The organism is Fodinicurvata sediminis DSM 21159 (assembly GCF_000420625.1).
Lineage (GTDB): Bacteria > Pseudomonadota > Alphaproteobacteria > Kiloniellales > DSM-21159 > Fodinicurvata > Fodinicurvata sediminis.
The window spans coordinates 659,082-676,979 of the sequence record NZ_ATVH01000011.1 but is presented as its reverse complement, the minus strand read 5'-3'; the positions used below and the strand labels follow the sequence as shown (position 1 = coordinate 676,979).

Below are 17,898 nucleotides of genomic sequence, written 5' to 3'. Positions count from 1 at the left end.
GATCAGAACTGCACCTGGATGGGGCCTTCCGTTTGTCCGGTCACGAACTGTTCCACGTAGGGGTTGTCGGGGTGGTCCAGTGTCTCCGTGGGACCTTTCCATACGATGCGCCCCTCATAAAGCAGAGCGACCTCGTCGGAAATGCGCCGCACACTCGCCATGTCATGGGTGATTGTCAGACCGGTGAAGCCGTACTCGGTAATGCATTTGCGAATCAACTGGTCAATCATGTCGCCCATGATGGGATCCAAGCCCGTTGTCGGCTCGTCAAAGAAGATCACGTCCGGTTCAGTTGCAATGGCACGGGCCAGTCCGACGCGCTTTCGCATACCGCCTGAAAGTTCCGCAGGATAGAGTTCGGCTATATCGGCATCGAGACCGACGTTGGCAAGGAAACGCAAAGCGACCTCGTGCGCCTTCTTGCGGGACACTCCCTGGCTGTGCAGGGGATAGAAGGCAACATTTTCCCAGACGGGCAGGGAATCGAACAGGGCTGCGCCCTGGAAGAGCATTCCGAAGCGGGTGCGAAAACTGTCCAGAGCTCGGCCGTAGAGCTCCGTGATTTCTTCTCCATTGACGCGGATGGTTCCGGAATCAGGTTGGAGGATTCCGAGAATGCATTTCAAAAGAACGGACTTGCCACTGCCGGATCCCCCAATCACGACAAGCGAACTGCCTTTGGGAATATCCAGATTCACTCCCCGCAGGACATGGTTGCTGCCGAACGAGATGTGAAGGTCCCGGATTTCTATTGCGGTGCTGCTCATCGGTCGAAGAATAGGCCGGTGACAATGTAATTCGCACAGAGAATCAGGATCGAGGCAGAGACCACGGCATTCGTGGTTGCACGTCCAACGCCCTGTGCGCCGCCACGGGAATGATAGCCGTGATAGCAACCCATCAATGTGACCAGCATGCCGAAAACGGCGGCTTTCACCAGTCCTGAAATGACGTCCTGGGCGTGCAGGAAGTCCATGGTGTTGTTGATATAGTTGCTGGGATTGAAGCCCAGGCTGTAGATGGAGACCAGATAACCGCCAAAGACGCCAATAATGTCCGCAATAAGAACCAGTACCGGCAGCATCGTCATGCCGGCGATCAGCCGCGGGGCAATCAGGTACTTGAAGGGGTTCGTGGCCAGGGTCTTGAGGGCATCAATCTGTTCTGTAACCCGCATGGTCCCGATTTCGGCAGCGATGGCCGCGCCGATGCGTCCAGCCACCATCAGGCCGGCAAGAACCGGCCCGAGTTCACGGGTGATGGAGACGACAACAACGTTGGGAATGGCGCTTTCCGCCGAAAAACGGGCGAAGCCGGTATAACTCTGCAGGGCCAGGACCATGCCGGTGAATATGGCTGTCAAACCAACAACAGGCAGCGAGTAATACCCGATCTCGATCATCTGGCGTGCGATGAGCCTGGGGTAGAAGGGGGGACGGACGCAGTGAGAAAGGGCACGCCCTGAGAATATCACCAGGCGTCCAGTGACCTGAAGGAAGGAAAGAAAGGTCCGACCCAGCGGCGTAAGGATGGGAATCACGTCGTGTGGTCCAGATAGTGTCTGTGATAACGGCGACCGAGGCTTGTCAGGATCTCATAGGGGATGGTTCCAGCCTGCTCGGCCAGTCCGTCAACGTCCTGATCCGGGCCGAGAAGATCCACGCTTTGGCCTGCCCGGGCAAGGGCTGGCGGTAGATTGCTGACATCCAGTGTTATGAGATCCATGGAAACGCGGCCCAGAAACGGCAATTCATATCCTTCCATCCAGGCCCGACCTGTATTGGACAGCGCGCGGTGTAATCCATCGGCGTAGCCTGCCGCAATTGTGGCGACACGCCGAGGCGCATCTGCCGTGTAGGTCGCACCATAGCCAACGCTCTCGCCTGAATCAATCTCGCGCACCTGCAGGATTCGAGTGTTGAGCCGTACGACGGGCTGCATCGGTGAAGGCTGGCTCGGGGTCGGGTTGGCGCCGTATAAGGCCACTCCAGGTCGGGCCAGTTGGAAACTGTAGTCCGGCCCCAGAAAGAGGCCTGATGAATTGGCCAAGCTGGCCGGTATTTCCGGCAGGAATGCCTGTATCTGGCGAAAGCGCTCCAACTGCTCGGCGTTCATCGGGTGTGCGTCATCTTCCGCACAGGCCAGATGGCTCATGAGCAAGCGCAGATCCAGCCCCTCTATCAATTCTGGATGTTCCTGGAGCTTGTGCCATTCCGCACGGGACAGTCCCAGCCGATTCATGCCGGTATCCAGATGAAGGCTGGCAGGAACCGGGTGATCTTCCACAACCTGTCTGTAGCGCTCGATATCGCCGAGGCTGTTGAGCACGGGGCGAAGCTGATACTCGGCATAATCTGCTTCCGCCCCGGGGAAATATCCGCTGAGCACATAGACGGTTACATCGGGCAGGAGGCTGCGCAGTCTCATCCCTTCCTCGGGCAGGGCCACGAAAAAGGTATTGGCGCCGGCTTCCGCCAGTGCGGGTGCCACCTGGTCCAATCCCAAACCGTAGGCATCCGCCTTTACGACCGCTGCGCAGCGCGCTGGTGCTGCCTGATTAGCCAATCGGCGATAGTTCTGCTGAAGGGCCGTCAGGTCTATTGTGAGAAGGGCGCCCGCACGGGCCGGGACATCAGCGCACATCGGGCAGGTGATCGTCGGGTATGAAGTCGCTGAAGCGTGTGGTGTCGCCGTCGAAGGCCAGGGTCCGAATGCCGATCGGGCCGTGACGCTGCTTTGCGACAATGACTTCTGCCTGTCCGTAGGCCGCTTCACAGCGTTGCTGCCAGCGCTGATAGCGCTCCTGATACTTGTCTTCGGCCTCATTTTCGCGGTGAACAGGCTCGGCGCGCTCCAGATAGTACTGCTCGCGATAGACGAACATCACCACATCGGCGTCCTGCTCGATGGACCCTGATTCCCTAAGGTCTGCCAGCTGTGGCCGCTTGTCTTCGCGTTGCTCCACAGCGCGACTCAACTGGGAAAGCGCAATGACCGGCACGTCCAGATCCTTGGCCAGGGCTTTGAGGCCACGCGTGATGTCGGAAATTTCCTGCACGCGATTGTCGGAACGGGTTCCTGCCGGAACGGACATGAGCTGCAGGTAGTCCACCACAATCAGGCTCAGGCCGTGCTGACGCTTCAGGCGGCGTGCGCGGGTGCGCAGGGCCGGAATGTTGATGGCCGGTGTATCGTCAATGAACAGGCGCAGGTTCTGAAGGTTCCGGCTGGCTTCGAAGATGCTTTCGAATTCCTCCTGGTTGATTTCACCCTTGCGCAGGGAATCCGAGCGCACGCCCGACTGTTCCGAGAGAATGCGGGCTGCCAACTGATCGGCCGACATTTCCAGCGAGAAGAAGGCAACGCTTTCGGGAACTTCATAGGCCTGGCCATTCTCGTCGCGCTCAATCCGCTTGGAGCGTGCAACGTTGAAGGCGATATTGGTGGCAAGTGCTGTCTTGCCCATGGAAGGCCGACCCGCAAGGATCAGCAGATCCGACTTATGCAATCCGCCAAGTAGCTTGTCCAGATCGGTGAAACCTGTCGAAACGCCGGCCAGGTTCCCATCCCGCCGATAGGCGGCCTCGATCAGGCCGACGGCTTCGCTGAGGGCATTGCCGAAGCCTTGCAGTCCACCTTCGGACAGACCGGTTTCGGCCAGTCGGTAGAGTTTTTCTTCAGAGCCTTCGATCTGCTGCAAGGCGTCGGAGTCCAGGGAATGCTCGTAGGCCTTGTTGACGATATCCTCACCCAGGTCGATCAGTTCACGACGCAGATAAAGGTCGTGGATGATACGGCCGTAATGCTTCACATCGACGATGTTCACGTATGAGGCCTGCAGCTCGGCCAGATACTTGGCACCGCCGACTTCCGCCAGTGCGCCGTCCTGCTCGAAGTGATTCTTGAGCGTGATCGCTGTGGCCAACTGGCCGCGTTCGATCAAGGTGCGGCAAGCTTCAAAAAGACGTGCGTGTGCCGGATCGGTAAAATGGTCCGGTTGCAGGAAGCCCGCGACTTTCTCGTAAGCATGATTGTTGGCAAGCATTGCCGCCAGCAAGGCCTGTTCCGCCTCTAGATTGCTGGGCGGCATGCGTTCCGGCAAAGCGGAGTCCGCGCCCGAAACGGCACTAAGATGTGGGCTGCTCTGTGCTTCCATGATCCTGACTGTAACAGTTCCGTCCAGCCTTGGCGTGACCTTCAGGCCTGTGGATAACATAAATTAACGGGGATAACTTTACCCTGATCTCCCCGCTGGGGAAGGTGCGTTATTCGGCAGCCCGGACTTCCAGGTTCTGAACCTTGTTTTCCCACTCGTATATGTAGTCACGAGTCAGGGGTACGGCTTCGAGGTTCTTGGTGAGCTGGATCTGGAATACGCAAAGGCCCTCGTAACGGAAGCCCATTTCACTTCCGGCCAGGTACATCTCCCACATACGGCAAAAACGTTCGTCGTAGATTCGGGCGACTTCCTTGCGGTTCTTCTGGAAGCGTTCGTACCAATTGCGAAGGGTTTCCGCATAATGCAGGCGGAGGATCTCAATGTCTGTCGTGATCAGGCCGCTCTTCTCGATAACATCCGTTGCCTCGGAAAGCGAAGGCAGGTCGGCGCCGGGAAAGACGTATTTGCGGATGAAAGGATTTATGGGAGCCGGCTGGTCCAGGCGGCCAATGGTGTGCAACAGGCAGACACCGTTGTCATCAAGAAGGTCACGGACCTTCGTAAAGAACTCCTCATAGTTCCCCTTGCCCACATGCTCGAACATCCCGACTGAGACGATTCGGTCGAAGGACCCCTTTACATTCCTGTAGTCTTCCAGTTGGAAGTGGCAGCGGTTTGACAAACCTGCCTCAGCGGCGCGTTCTTCACTCAGATTGTGCTGTTCAACGCTCAGGGTCACACCGGTCACATCGCAATCCGCGACCTGTGACAGGTAGAGGCCCATTCCACCCCAGCCGGAACCAATATCAAGAACCTTCAGGTCCGGCTGATTGAGCAGCAGCTTGGCTGCGATATGCCGCTTCTTGTCCTCCTGCGCTTTCTCAAGTGAGTTGTTCGGGTCAGTGAAATAGGCACAGGAATACTGTCGATCACTGTCCAGAAACAGGTCGTAGAGTTCGCTGGACAGGTCATAGTGATGGGCGACGTTCTTCTGCGCCTTGCCGATTGGATTGAATTGTTTCAAGCGTCTGGTTTGACGAAACAGGTCATTGGTGGCCTGAAACAGGGCTTGGGATTCCAGATTGCTGTAGTTTGAAAAAACGACATGCAGCACGTGACGGACATCCTCGTCCATCGTCAAGGTGCCTTCCATGTAGGCTTCCGGAACACGGAGGGCCGGATTGATGGCCAGCGACCATTCCAGGGATTTCCTGTGCAAACGAATGGTGCAGCTGGGTTCCTCGCCCGAACCATAGGTTTCCGTTTTCCCCTCTGCGTCAACAAGGCGGATGGTGCCTTTTTGTACCATCTTTGCCAGCATGCTCTTGAACAGCATTTTCAGGCTCCATGATCTCAAAACGGACAGAATGGTGATGCCCCTCACCAATTTGTCCGTAAGCATTCCTGTCCTTTCAACGACTCGCGTCGTCACGCCACTTTGATTATTTGCCTTTTAGAAAGGAAAACGCAAGAGGAGGAGGCCGCATGGATTCGACAAAGGAAAAAAATGGCGACCGGGACCGGTCGCCATTTTCATGCTTGAGAACATCGCTCGAAATCGAAGAAAGAGGCTCAGTTGACCTCTTTTTGCTCTTCGTCGACCTCTGCCTGTGAAGCCTCGGCTTCAGCTTCCGCTTCAATTTCCTCAGCTTCAGCTGCACGCTCGAGGGCTTCCGCTTCCGCAGCTTCTTCCTGAGCCTGCTGTTCCTCGAAGCTGACAAACTTGCCGGCCTTCTGCTGCAGCTCGGCTTCGCTCTCGGAGCGGGCGACATTGATGGTTACGACTATGGAGACTTCCGGATGCAGACGCACCCGAATGTCGTGCAGGCCGAGGGACTTGATGGGACGGTCCTGAATAACCTGGTTACGTGTAACCGTTGCGCCGGCTTCCGTGATGGCTTCGGCAATGTCTTTCGAAGAGACCGAGCCGTAGAGCTGTCCGGAATCGCCAGCTTGGCGAATGACGATGATCTGAAGGCCATCAAGCTTCTTGGAGACCTCTTCGGCCTCCTGACGGCGCTTGAGATTCTCTGCTTCCAGCTGAGCTCGCCGTTGGCGAAAGACCTCAAGATTTTTCTCGTTGGCCCGGAGGGCCTTGCTTTGAGGAAGCAGGAAATTCCGGGCGAAACCCGGGCGAACCTTCACGACGTCGCCCATCTGACCCAGATTTTCTATGCGTTCCAGAAGAATAACTTCCATTGTTCTCTCCCGCTCAGCAATCAGCTGATGGTGTAGGGCAGAAGCCCGAGGTAACGCGCGCGCTTGATAGCGCGTGCAAGCTCACGCTGCTTCTTGCTGGAAACGGCCGTGATGCGGCTCGGGACGATCTTGCCGCGTTCAGATATGAAGCGCTGCAGCAGACGCACGTCCTTGTAGTCGATCTTCGGTGCGTTGGGGCCGGAGAAGGGGCAGGACTTGCGACGACGGAAAAAGGGGCGACGCGGTGCGCCACCACGGCTAACGACTTGTACACTCATATCAATTCTCCTCCCGACGTGGGGGACGGCCACCGCCACGACCGCGATCTTCGCGGCCACGATCATCACGACGTCCGCCACGGCCACGTTCATCGCGCGACTGCATCATGGGGGACGGCTCGGGATCCAGCTCCTTGACCTTCACGGTCATGTAGCGAAGCACATCCTCGTTGTAGCGCATGACGCGCTCGAATTCGTGGATGGCAGAGGAGGGTGCATCCAGGCTGAAGAGGACATAGTGCCCCTTGCGGTTCTTCTTGATCTTGAAGGAGAGGTTCTTGAGGCCCCAGTATTCACGCTTGGCGATTTCGCCGCCCTGATCCTTGATCAACTGAGCGAATTCGTCTGTAAGCGTTTCCACCTGGGCCGCAGCGATGTCTTGGCGTGCAATGAACACGCTTTCATAATACGGCATATAGGTGCTCCTTACGGCTGTTAACGGCCCGGTGCCCCGAAAATGATTTCGGCGGCGCTCCGGCCCTAGCCGATCCCGTCATTCACGCAATCACGACAAAGAGAGGGAACCGGCAAGGAGATCCAGATTTTCACGTCTGAGTCTGAAGGCGCGCACTATACATTTCTTGTGGCTGTCTGCAAGCGTTGGAAGCATAGCAAAATGCGGCATGAGCCTGTTGTCGGGCAGGAAGCTATGGATTCCAGCCAAGTATCGGTTTTCTCGTTGGCTTGACAGTATTATGTGCGGCGTTATCAGTAGCCATCACTGTCCTGAAAGAGGGCAAGAATTCTGAACAGACAGAAACGGGGTATTCCATGCAGCGCGCCTTTGTTTTTCCCGGTCAGGGCAGCCAGAGTGTCGGGATGGGCCGGGAGTTGGCCGAGGCCTTTCCTGCGGCTCGCATGGTGTTCGAGGAAGTGGATGACGCGCTTTCCCAGAAGCTCTCTCGCCTGATGTTCGAGGGCCCGGCCGATGAGCTGACCCTGACCGAGAACGCCCAGCCTGCACTGATGGCAACAAGTCTGGCCGTCGTGCGCGTGATCGAGGAAGAGGGAGGGTTCTCCCTTTTCGACAAGGCCAGCTATGTAGCCGGCCATTCACTCGGCGAATACTCAGCCTTGGCCGCTGTACGGACTCTCAGCCTTGCGGAGACAGCCCGCCTTCTGAAGAAGCGCGGGCAGGCCATGCAGCAAGCCGTGCCTGTCGGCACCGGCGCCATGGCGGCCTTGCTGGGACTCGAAATGCCAACTGTGCAGGAGATTGCGGAGAAGGCTGCAAAGGACGAAGACGGCAATCACCAGGTGTGCACCGCAGCAAACGACAATGCGCCAGGGCAGATTGTGATCAGTGGTCACAAGGAGGCCGTGGAGCGTGCCGTGAAGCTGGCGGGTGAAGCCGGCGCAAAGCGCAGTGTGCTGTTACCAGTCTCCGCTCCGTTCCACTGCCCATTGATGGCACCGGCTGCCGATGTAATGGCGGAAGCACTGGCTGAAGTGGTCTTTGCCGTCCCGCCGTTGCCGCTCGTTGCCAATGTCACTGCGGAGCCCGTACAGGAGCCGGAAACCCTGCGACGTTTACTGGTCGAGCAGGTGACCGGAATGGTCCGCTGGCGTGAAAGCATGCTGGCCATGAAAGCGGCGGGCGTGGAATCCATTGTGGAACTGGGCGCAGGGAAGGTTCTGAGTGGACTGACAAAACGGATTGATCGCGAGCTCAAGGGAACGGCGGTCGGGACCCCGGAGGATATAGAGGCCTTCCTGAAAAGCCTCTAGGAATCATGCAATAGCAAGAAAGGCTCGGAACATGTTTGACCTGACAGGACGTGTGGCACTGGTCACGGGCGCTTCCGGCGGGATTGGCGGCGCCATTGCACGTGCCCTGCATCAGCGCGGCGCCAAGGTGGCCCTTTCCGGCACGCGGCGCGAAGCGCTTGATTCGCTTGCAGCCGAGATGGGCGAGGGGACATCGGTTCTGCCTTGTGCTCTGGATGATGCAAAGGCTGTGGCGGCTCTGCCGGGCCAAGTGAGCGAGGCTCTCGGTGGGTTTGACATTCTTGTGAACAATGCGGGCCTGACACGGGACAATCTGGCCATGCGCATGAAGGACGAGGAGTGGGAACAGGTCCTGGCCGTCAACTTGACGGCGGCCTTTCAGTTGAGCCGTGCGGCTCTTAAGCCGCTTATGAAGAATCGCTGGGGGCGGATTATCGGAATCACGTCCATTGTCGGGGTGACAGGAAATCCGGGACAAACCAACTATGCTGCCTCAAAGGCCGGAATGATCGGGTTCTCCAAGTCCCTGGCTGGAGAAGTGGCAACGCGCGGGATCACGGTCAATTGCGTGGCGCCAGGGTTCATCGAGACGGCAATGACCGATGTCCTGAATGAAGACCAGAAAGAGAGGATGCTGGCTTCGATTCCTGCGGGAAGGCTGGGGTCTCCTCAGGATGTTGCGGCGGCCTGTGTCTACCTTGCAAGCGAGGAAGCCGGCTATATGACGGGGCAAACCTTGCATGTTAATGGTGGGATGGCCATGATATAGCCGCCTTGGGTTCCTGATGCCCCGGGCAGGATACAAAGTCGTGCCGTGAATGATCGGGAGCGTTGGCAAGCAGTTTATACCTGTGCTAATAGGCGCCGCCAGTATCGGCAGAGCAGCGGTATCAAAGGCGAGAGAGCCGAAAATGCCGTGCAGGGGACCGAACGGAACACGAAAGACACTTCAGCTTTAGCTTTTTGGGGATTAGACAATCATGAGCGATGTCGCGGAACGCGTGAAGAAAATCGTTGTTGAGCACCTCGGTGTGGAGGAATCCAAGGTCACGGAGGATGCCAGCTTCATTGACGATCTCGGTGCCGACAGCCTCGACACGGTTGAGTTGGTCATGGCGTTTGAGGAGGAATTCGGCTGCGAAATCCCCGATGATGCCGCTGAGAAGATCGTAACCGTCAAGGATGCGATCAACTTTATCCAGGAGAACACCTGAGCACGATTGAAGCGTCCGGCCGGTCCGGACGCTTCAATCCCGCTTGGGTGCTGAGTGTCTTTTCAGTATGAGAAGAGTTGTCATAACGGGCCTCGGACTGGTCACACCGGTTGGGACCGGGGTTGAGTATGTCTGGAAGCAAATTCTTGATGGCAAATCGGGAATCGGGCCTGTCGAAGGCTTCGATATATCCGATCTTCCTTCCAAGATCGCCGGCAAACCCCCCGCTGGCAATGCTGCCGAGGGTGGGTTCAATGCCGACGAGTGGATGGCGCCCAAGGACCAGCGCAAGAACGACCGCTTCATCGTCTATGGGATGGCAGCTGCGGAGCAGGCCATAAAGGACGCCGGTTGGGAACCTCAGGATGAGGATAGCCTGGAACGTACGGGCGTGATGATCGGGTCCGGTATTGGTGGCTTGGAGACAATTTATGAAGGGGCGTTGACCGTAAAGGAGCGCGGCCCCCGCAAGCTTTCGCCCTTTTTCATTCCAGCCGTACTGATCAATCTTGTTTCTGGACAGGTTTCAATAAAGTATGGGTTCAAAGGGCCCAACCACTCTGTTGTGACAGCCTGCTCCACCGGTGCTCACGCCATTGGCGATGCGGCGCGTTTGATCATGGCCGATGATGCGGATGTCATGATTGCCGGCGGTGCGGAAGCCGCCATCTCGAGAATCGGTCTTGCTGGCTTTTGCGCATCGCGTGCCCTGAGTACGGGATACAATGATACGCCCGACAAGGCATCTCGCCCTTGGGATAAGGGCCGGGATGGCTTTGTCATGGGCGAGGGCTCAGGCGTGCTGGTGCTCGAGGAATACGAGCACGCCAAGAAGCGCGGCGCCAAGATTTATGGTGAAGTGGTGGGTTATGGCCTTTCGGGCGATGCCTACCATGTCACGGCCCCTCCCGAGGACGGAAATGGCGGATACAGGGCCATGCGCGCCGCACTTAAACGTGCCGGCATTTCCGCAGAGGATATCGACTATATCAATGCACACGGCACTTCGACGCCGCTGGGCGATATCATCGAACTGGGGGCCGTCAAGCAGTTGTTCGGAGAATCCGTGAATCGTGTGAAGATGTCCTCGACCAAATCCGCGATCGGGCACCTGCTGGGGGCTGCTGGGGCTGTCGAGGCAATCTTCTGCATTTTGGCATTACGAGACGGCGTGGTGCCTCCCACGCTCAATCTTGATGAACCTGCTCCTGAAGCAGATGGGGTGGACCTCGTTCCGCATGAACCAAAGGAGTGGAAAGTGCGCTATGCGCTTTCGAACTCGTTCGGGTTTGGCGGGACGAACGCCAGCCTGATTCTCTCCTCGGCCAGCTAGCGTTTCATCATGCGAGGTACGCTTCGCTTCTTCCTGGTCCTGATCGTTACCGGCGGTCTCCTGCTCGCTGTTGCGGGGCTGCTTGCCTATCAAGCCTACGAAGGCGAAGGGCCAGCCAAGGAAGAGACGGTTGTGCTGATCGAGCGTGGTAGCGGCGTTCGCAGCATTTCCACCGAACTGGAAGCGCGGGGGGTCATCGATGATGCCCTGGCTTTCCAGGTGGCGGCGCGTCTCAGCGGAAAAGCCGGACGTCTTCAAGCGGGAGAGTATGAGTTTTCTCCAGGTGCATCCTTGCGGGAAGTCCTGGAGAAACTGGAAAGCGGTGATTTCGTCGTTCGGCAGCTTACGGTTCCCGAGGGCCGCACCTCCTATGAAGTCGTCGGCTTGCTTGAAAGAACCGAGGTGCTGGAGGGCGATGTTCCGGAACTGCCCGCTGAGGGCTCGCTTCTGCCCGAAACCTATCACTTTCAGTGGGGTGATCGACGGCAGGACTTGATTGATCGCATGCAGAAGGACATGCAGACTCTTGTCCAGGCGCTCTGGTCAGAGCGAAACGAAGGACTGCCTCTTGAGACCCCGGAGGAAGCGGTCACATTGGCCTCCATTGTGGAGAAGGAAACAGCGGTTGCCAGCGAGCGCCCGATGGTGGCCAGCGTTTTCATCAATCGATTGCGCCAAGGGATGCCGCTTCAATCGGATCCGACGGTCATCTATTCCCTGACCAAAGGGGAAGGCCCTCTCGATCGTGAGTTGACGCGCAAGGACTGGGAAATCGAAGACCCTTACAATACCTATTACATCAATGGGTTGCCTCCGGGCCCGATTGCCAATCCGGGCCGGGAGTCCCTGGAAGCTGTGTTGAATCCGGCCGATACGGATTATTTCTATTTCGTCGCCGATGGGTCGGGTGGGCACGCCTTCGCGCAAACCCTGGATGAGCACAACAGGAATGTCCGGAACTGGCGCCGCATTCGTGACGGAGAGGACGAGTAATCGGTACTCATGCCTTTCGCGGCAAACGTGCAAGTAAGCTGTCTGTCAGGCCGACCGGAAGTGCGCCCAGTAGCCAGGCAGCAAAGTAGGTGGGAAGGGGGAAAGCGATGCGTGCCCGGTTTCTTGCCAGGCCGCGGGCCATGATTTTGGCAGCCTTCTCTGCCGACATGAGAAAGGGCATCGGAAAATCGTTGACCTCTGTCATGGGTGTCTGGACATAGCCGGGACAGATGACGTTTACGGCGAGTCCTCGGGGAGCCAGTTCACCGCGTAAAGCCTCTCCCCACACCCGCACCATCGCCTTCGAACCACAATAGGCAGGTGCGCCTGGAAACCCCCTGAAGGCAGCCAGAGAGGACATGAGGGCGATCTGGCCCTTGTCTCTGGACTTCATCCGCTCAAGTACGGGCATCACGTTGTTGATGAGGCCTGTGCAGTTTGTCTCCAGAATCTGGCGGGTCTGCTCTTCCGTTTCTCCACCATTTCCGGTTCCAGCAGAGATACCGGCGTTTGCAATCATCAGGTCCAGGGGCTTCCAGTCGTCAGCCTTACGAACCCAGTCTTCGCATTCTTCTCTGTCGCAGACATCCAAAGGGGTGGCCTCAACAATCGCGCCCTTGTCCCGGCAAGACTGTGCGATCCTGTCCAAGCGGGACTTGTTGCGTCCGGACAGGCTCAATTGGCAGCCGCGTTCGGCGTAATACTGGGCCAGGGCTGCTCCAAGGCCACTGGAGGCCCCAGTAATCATCACATGGCCTGGGACAGTCTGTTTGCTGCGGAACAGCATGGCGGACTCCTCTGCAGGTTGCCGTTACTCCTTCAGACGGTTATTAAGTGACGCCTTTTCCAAAGTAACTCACAGCTTGGTATCACTTCATGACTTCTTCTGCCATTGCCTCCATGACCGGTTTTGCCCGCGTACAGGGAGGAAACGATATCTACTCCTGGGTTTGGGAGGTGAAGAGCGTGAACGGCCGCGGTCTCGAGATTCGCTTTCGCGGGCCGCAAGGCTTTGACAGCTTGGAGCCCGACTTAAGACGGCGGCTCAAGGAGCGGCTCCACCGTGGCAACGTGAATGTCTCCCTGTCCCTAAGGAAGCTGAGTCCCCAAGCCCAGGTCCGTGTCGATGAGGTCTTTCTGGAGCGTTTGGCCGGGCTCTGTGACCGTCTGTGCCAGGACTATGATGTGGCGCCGCCAAGGGCGGATGGGCTCCTTGCCCTGCGTGGTGTCCTTGCAGTGCAGGAGGAGGATGAGGACGAGGCGATTCGCCAGGTCACGGAAAGTGCCTTGATGGATGATTTCGATCAGGCTTTGGGCAAGTTGGAGCAGGCGCGCCTGGACGAAGGCCGCCGAATGGCAGAACTGCTGCAGGGGCATATGGATCGGATTACACAGATTGTCGCTGCCGCCGAACAATTGGAAGCGACACGTCCAGAGGCTATGCGCACACGCTTGCGCCAACTCGTTCATCAACTGCTGGAAGCTTCGGCTGGAGAACTGCAAGAAGATCGCCTGAGTCAGGAGGCTGCCTTGCTGGTCAGCAAGGCGGATGTCCGCGAGGAGCTTGACCGGCTGAAGGCACATGTTGCGGCAAGTCAGGAGCTTTTGACAGGTGGCGGTGCCGTGGGGCGTCGCTTGGACTTTCTCTGTCAGGAGTTCAATCGGGAAGCCAACACCCTGTGTTCAAAGTCCCCTGATCCCGAGCTGACCACCTTGGGGCTGGACCTGAAGGCGACGGTCGACCAACTGCGTGAGCTTGTGCAGAACATCGAGTAAGCGAGGCAAGGATGGACGAAAGCGGTATCAGTCGGCGCGGCCTCATGCTGGTGCTGTCTTCCCCCTCAGGGGCAGGGAAGACAGCCATTTCACGCGAGATACTGAAAGAGGACAGCAATCTGATCCTGTCGGTTTCGGCAACCACCCGTCCGAAGCGTCCGGGGGAACGTGATGGTGTGGACTATCATTTTGTGGACGAACCATCCTTCAAGACCATGGCGGAAACAGGAGAGCTCCTGGAGCATGCGCAGGTCTTCGATCGATACTATGGGACACCGCGCAAACCCGTGGAAGAGGCCTTGGCAGCGGGACGGGATGTCTTGTTCGACATCGATTGGCAGGGAACCCAGCAACTCAGTGGGAAGATGCCAAAGGATTTGGTGAGGATCTTCATCCTGCCGCCCTCACAGGACGAGCTCGAACGCCGTTTGCACACGCGTGCGCAGGACAGCCCCGATGTCGTGAAGTCCCGGATGGCAAAGGCTGCAGACGAGATGAGCCATTGGGATGCCTATGACTACATTATCGTGAATGAGCAGCTGGAACGGTCGGTGGAGCAGGTGCGTTCCATCCTGACAGCAGAACGCCTGAGGCGAGACCGGTTGCTTGGTCTCGGAGATTTCGTGCACCGACTGCGTTCGACCGGCTGAAGTCAGTCGTTCGAGAGACGCTGCGCCAGGGCGCAAAAATCCTCTATGTCCAACTCCTCGGCCCGTGCCGTTTCCTTGAGGCCAAGATCCCCAAGCACCTCGGCAGCGTTGGGGAACAGGCCTTTCAGTGATTGGCGCAGCATCTTGCGCCTCTGGCCGAAGGCTGCGGCTGTGACCTTTTCCAATACCTCAAGATGGGCTTCGGCACGTGGCTTTTCACGGGGAATCAGACGCACAACCGATGAGGTTACCTTTGGCGGTGGCGTGAAGGCTCCAGGGGCAATGTCAAATAGCAACTCCGTCTCGCAAAGCCATTGAGAGAGGACTGAAAGTCGCCCGTATGCCTTGTTTCCCGGGGGTGCCGTAATCCGTTGAGCCACTTCCTTCTGAAACATCAAGATCATGTTTTCGAGGCAGTGGGGACTGCGGTCAATGGCGTGCAGCCAACTGATCAGCAGGGGAGTGGCAATATTGTAGGGCAGGTTGGCAACAATCTTCCGCGGTGCCTGTCCCAAGGTGTCTATCGGAACTTTCAGAGCATCCCCGCTTAGAAGTTCCAGGCGACCGTTGCTCGCGCAGCGTGTTTCTTCCAACGCTTCCAGGCAGCGCAAATCCTTCTCTACTGCAATGACGTGGCGGGCCCCTGCTAGCAGCAAGGATCTTGTCAGTCCACCTGGCCCGGGTCCGATCTCTATGATGCTTCCCGTGCTCAGATCGCCCGCGGAGCGCGCTATACGTCCAGTAAGGTTGGGGTCGAGCAGGAAATTCTGCCCCAGACTCTTGCGTGCCGCCAAGCCGTGGCGCGCAATCACTTCGCGCAGGGGTGGCAAGTCCCTGAGTTCAGTCATGTTGGGAAGACACGTGGGGCCTGCTACGTGCCTGGGCCATATCGGCCGCCATCTTCAGGGCAGCCAGCAGGCTTGAGGGATTGGCCTTGTCTTGTCCGGCAATGTTGAAGGCCGTGCCATGGTCGGGAGAGGTGCGCACGATGGGCAGTCCCAGCGTTACGTTCACAGCACTGTCAAAGTCCAGGGTCTTGATCGGGATGAGGGCCTGATCATGATACATGCAGAGGACGGCATCGTAGGTATCGCGTGCCTGTTCATGGAACAGGCTGTCTGCAGCCTGGGGTTCTTCAATGCAAAGGCCGCGTTCCTGCAGGAGTTTGACCGCAGGCCGTATGACGTCGATTTCCTCGGTTCCCATGGCGCCACCTTCACCTGCATGGGGGTTGAGGCCAGCAACGGCCAGACGTGGCCTTTCGATGGCAAAATCCGATAGAAGTGCCTGGTGCGTCACTTCAGCGGCGTGGAGTATCGTCGCCTTGGATAGCATTGCGGAAACCTCGCGCAAGGCGATGTGGATCGTCACTGGCACCACACGCAATCGTTTCGAGGCCAACATCATGACCGGCGGATGTGCAATTGAGGAAAGCGCAGCCAGGTACTCCGTGTGTCCGGGATGGCTGAAGCCGCAGGCGTAGAGACTGTCCTTGTGGATCGGATTGGTTACCAGGGCCGAGGCCTGGCCGTTGGTAACTGCTGCATGTGCCTGCTCTATGGCAGCCATGACCGCGGGGCCATTGCGGCTGTCAGCGAATCCCGGGCATGACGGAGCGGGCAAGGGGATATCAAGGACAGGAAGAGCATCGGGAAAAATGCCCCGAACTTTCGAAAGGTCCTGTATCCGCTCAATCGGTACATTGCATTTCAGTGCCGCCGCCTGGCGTTCCAGCAGGTCGGCAGAACCGAAGAAGACAAAGTCCGGACACATGGCTTGGCGATGGTTGGCCCAGCACTTCAAGGCGATTTCAGGCCCAATACCAGCCGGATCGCCCATGGTCAGCGCAATAGGGGCAGGTGTCGTCTGCATCAGTTGTTCTTGCGGATTCCGCAAACCGGCAAGTCGGGATCAGATAACAATCACATCCTGATATCGATGTTGGCCGAGCGCCGCAGGTCGCGCAGATAGCGGTCGGACTTGCGGTTGATTTGCTCGCGTCGCAAGCTCTCGGCAACCTGCTGCTCCAGCTCGCTGCGTTCCTCCTGTATCTCGGGCTGTTCGATTGGCTCCATATCCTCGGACATCAGGTTTTCAGCGGCGCTTTTCTCGCTGGCTTCCTGCTCTTCCTCGGTTTCAGGAACATCCTCTTCACCTTCCGCCATTGGACGTGGGTCGATGTTGCTCTGAAATTGTGCGGCCACGTCGGGGGCTGGAGGTGCCTGTCGTTGTTGCTGTGGATTGACGGCGGTCACAGGATTGCCGTTGGAATCCACGCGTTCACAGACGAACAGCACACTGACAGCACCGCTCATTCCCAATGGCGGGCTGGGCTGACCGACCGGCAGTCGCAGCAGAAGATTCTGAAGCTGCTCGGGCATCTCGGAGGCCACGACACGTCCCATATCACCGGAGCCGGGCATGCCAATTTCCGCGGCCAGTTGGTTTGCCTGTTCGCATCCCTGGAGGCCCTGAACGCGTTCAGCCAGCTCTTCAGCAGTCTGTTCCTCTTCACCTTCCGGCGCCTCCACGATGATCTGGGACAAACGCAGGCGTGCATTGCGCAGCTGTGCGACTGTAGGTCCTTGAGGTTGCGCCTGAGGCTGTGGCTCCGGCTCGCGTGGTGCGACGCGTTCGACCTCTCCCTGGGCATTGATCCGGCGCCGGTCGATTACGGCGATAATGTAATAGCCGTTGACGGCCTCAATCGGGCCAGCCAGGTCGTTGCGACCCATGTCTTCCACTTCACGGGCGACATCCGGGTCCAACTCGGTCGGCAGAACCCAGCCAAGGTCACCCCCCCGGGCCGCTGTCGGGGATTGCGAGAACTGACGGGCCAGGCTCCTGAAGTCGGCACCGCGCCTGACTTCCTGGTAAATCCTGTCTGCGAGCTCCCGTACCTCGCCCCGCTCAGAAGGGCTGTCGAACGGCAGAAAGATCTCGGCCACACGCACCTGGGACTGGTTGCTGGTTTGCTGAAACTGTTCCAGAGCGAAATCGATTTCCTCCTGGTTGATTTGCACTTCCGGTACAACACGGGCGGAGAGGACGCGATTCCAGGCAATTGTGGTGCGCACCTGCCGCCGCAATGTGGAGGGGGCAATACCGTTCTGCTCCAGCATGCGGTCGAATTCCTCGACCGAACTTCCATTGCGCTGGGCGATCTCCGCTACGGCTGCTTCAACTTCACCGTCGGGGACCTCCAGTGCCAGCCTCTGGGCTTCCTGCATCTGCAGGCGCTCATCGATAAGCTGGCGCAAGACTTGTGGCGCCAGGTTCTGCCGCGTTTCCTCGTTGTTGGGAAGGCCACTGGAAAGCAGGGACAGCTTCAGACGCTGATCAAGGTCCAGCTGGGATATGACCTGATCGTTCACAACCGCCGCTGCGCTCAGGGTTTCCTGTGCTTCAGCCTCTTGAGTGTCACCATATGCCACGAGCAAGAAGGCACTGAGCGCTAGGGCAAAAATCTTTCTCATAAGCTATCCATCTCCAGCCATACAGGCGGCACTTTGTTGGGGACCCTCAGATATTGAAACATTGCGAGCAATATAAGCGTGAACTCATGAAG

General features: G+C 58.0%; 18 protein-coding genes and 1 pseudogene. 7 read left to right on the top strand and 12 right to left on the bottom strand.

All coding sequences use genetic code 11. From position 1 onward, the window contains the following. Positions 1–2: 2 nt before the first annotated feature. The 8 genes from G502_RS0104590 to rpsF all read right to left on the bottom strand — a co-directional run bounded on the left by G502_RS0104590 (position 3) and on the right by rpsF (position 7,051). Complete coding sequence (locus G502_RS0104590) at positions 3–767, bottom strand: ABC transporter ATP-binding protein (protein ID WP_022727486.1); 765 nt, start codon at positions 765–767, stop codon at positions 3–5. Continuing rightward, positions 764–1,537, bottom strand: coding sequence for an MlaE family ABC transporter permease (locus G502_RS0104585; protein ID WP_026989067.1), 774 nt, complete (start codon positions 1,535–1,537; stop codon positions 764–766). The genes G502_RS0104590 and G502_RS0104585 overlap by 4 nt, the downstream gene beginning before the upstream one ends. After that, positions 1,537–2,643: an alanine racemase gene (alr, locus tag G502_RS0104580; protein ID WP_022727484.1), complete on the bottom strand. Its 1,107-nt coding sequence runs from the start codon at positions 2,641–2,643 to the stop codon at positions 1,537–1,539. Before alr ends, G502_RS0104585 begins: the two co-directional genes overlap by 1 nt. Then, complete coding sequence (locus G502_RS0104575) at positions 2,633–4,156, bottom strand: replicative DNA helicase (protein WP_022727483.1); 1,524 nt, start codon at positions 4,154–4,156, stop codon at positions 2,633–2,635. Before G502_RS0104575 ends, alr begins: the two co-directional genes overlap by 11 nt. A gap of 109 nt (positions 4,157–4,265) precedes the next feature. After that, on the bottom strand, positions 4,266–5,495 hold the full coding sequence (locus G502_RS18655) for an SAM-dependent methyltransferase (RefSeq protein ID WP_040487693.1): 1,230 nt from the start codon (positions 5,493–5,495) through the stop codon (positions 4,266–4,268). A gap of 236 nt (positions 5,496–5,731) precedes the next feature. Continuing rightward, a complete protein-coding gene (gene rplI, locus G502_RS0104565) occupies positions 5,732–6,358 on the bottom strand; it encodes a 50S ribosomal protein L9 (protein ID WP_022727481.1) in 627 nt (208 codons plus the stop codon). Between the two features lie 20 nt (positions 6,359–6,378). Continuing rightward, complete coding sequence (gene rpsR / locus G502_RS0104560; protein WP_022727480.1) at positions 6,379–6,636, bottom strand: 30S ribosomal protein S18; 258 nt, start codon at positions 6,634–6,636, stop codon at positions 6,379–6,381. 1 nt (position 6,637) lies between these two features. Beyond that, a complete protein-coding gene (rpsF, locus tag G502_RS0104555) occupies positions 6,638–7,051 on the bottom strand; it encodes a 30S ribosomal protein S6 (protein ID WP_022727479.1) in 414 nt (137 codons plus the stop codon). 356 nt (positions 7,052–7,407) lie between these two features. Between rpsF and fabD the strand changes: the two genes are divergently transcribed. From fabD to mltG, 5 genes and pseudogenes are all read left to right on the top strand, one after another. After that, the gene (fabD, locus tag G502_RS0104550) at positions 7,408–8,364 is read left to right on the top strand and encodes an ACP S-malonyltransferase (protein WP_022727478.1); all 957 of its coding nucleotides are present in this window, start codon (positions 7,408–7,410) and stop codon (positions 8,362–8,364) included. A gap of 31 nt (positions 8,365–8,395) precedes the next feature. Next, on the top strand, positions 8,396–9,133 hold the full coding sequence (gene fabG / locus G502_RS0104545; protein WP_022727477.1) for a 3-oxoacyl-[acyl-carrier-protein] reductase: 738 nt from the start codon (positions 8,396–8,398) through the stop codon (positions 9,131–9,133). 211 nt (positions 9,134–9,344) lie between these two features. Next, complete coding sequence (locus G502_RS0104540; RefSeq protein WP_022727476.1) at positions 9,345–9,578, top strand: acyl carrier protein; 234 nt, start codon at positions 9,345–9,347, stop codon at positions 9,576–9,578. Positions 9,579–9,645: 67 nt separating this feature from the next. Further along, positions 9,646–10,911, top strand: a complete 1,266-nt coding sequence (gene fabF, locus G502_RS0104535) for a beta-ketoacyl-ACP synthase II (protein ID WP_022727475.1) — start codon at positions 9,646–9,648, stop codon at positions 10,909–10,911. 48 nt (positions 10,912–10,959) lie between these two features. Then, positions 10,960–11,904 (top strand): annotated as a pseudogene (gene mltG / locus G502_RS0104530) (endolytic transglycosylase MltG); the annotation flags it as partial. A 7-nt stretch (positions 11,905–11,911) separates the two neighbouring features. Here the strand turns inward: mltG and G502_RS0104525 are convergent. After that, positions 11,912–12,691, bottom strand: a complete 780-nt coding sequence (locus G502_RS0104525; protein WP_022727473.1) for an SDR family NAD(P)-dependent oxidoreductase — start codon at positions 12,689–12,691, stop codon at positions 11,912–11,914. An 89-nt stretch (positions 12,692–12,780) separates the two neighbouring features. Here G502_RS0104525 and G502_RS0104520 point away from each other — a divergent pair, with 89 nt between their 5' ends. Continuing rightward, positions 12,781–13,680: a YicC/YloC family endoribonuclease gene (locus tag G502_RS0104520; RefSeq protein WP_040487502.1), complete on the top strand. Its 900-nt coding sequence runs from the start codon at positions 12,781–12,783 to the stop codon at positions 13,678–13,680. An 11-nt stretch (positions 13,681–13,691) separates the two neighbouring features. Next, on the top strand, positions 13,692–14,330 hold the full coding sequence (gene gmk / locus G502_RS0104515; RefSeq protein ID WP_022727471.1) for a guanylate kinase: 639 nt from the start codon (positions 13,692–13,694) through the stop codon (positions 14,328–14,330). A gap of 2 nt (positions 14,331–14,332) precedes the next feature. On the opposite strand, the gene rsmA is transcribed toward gmk, so the two are convergent. The 3 genes from rsmA to G502_RS18650 are packed head-to-tail and all read right to left on the bottom strand — an operon-like array spanning position 14,333 to position 17,806. After that, positions 14,333–15,178, bottom strand: coding sequence for a 16S rRNA (adenine(1518)-N(6)/adenine(1519)-N(6))-dimethyltransferase RsmA (gene rsmA, locus G502_RS0104510; RefSeq protein WP_022727470.1), 846 nt, complete (start codon positions 15,176–15,178; stop codon positions 14,333–14,335). Then, positions 15,171–16,202, bottom strand: a complete 1,032-nt coding sequence (pdxA, locus tag G502_RS0104505; protein WP_022727469.1) for a 4-hydroxythreonine-4-phosphate dehydrogenase PdxA — start codon at positions 16,200–16,202, stop codon at positions 15,171–15,173. Before pdxA ends, rsmA begins: the two co-directional genes overlap by 8 nt. Positions 16,203–16,252: 50 nt before the next feature. Then, positions 16,253–17,806, bottom strand: coding sequence for a peptidylprolyl isomerase (locus G502_RS18650; protein WP_022727468.1), 1,554 nt, complete (start codon positions 17,804–17,806; stop codon positions 16,253–16,255). Between the last annotated feature and the right edge of the window lie 92 nt (positions 17,807–17,898).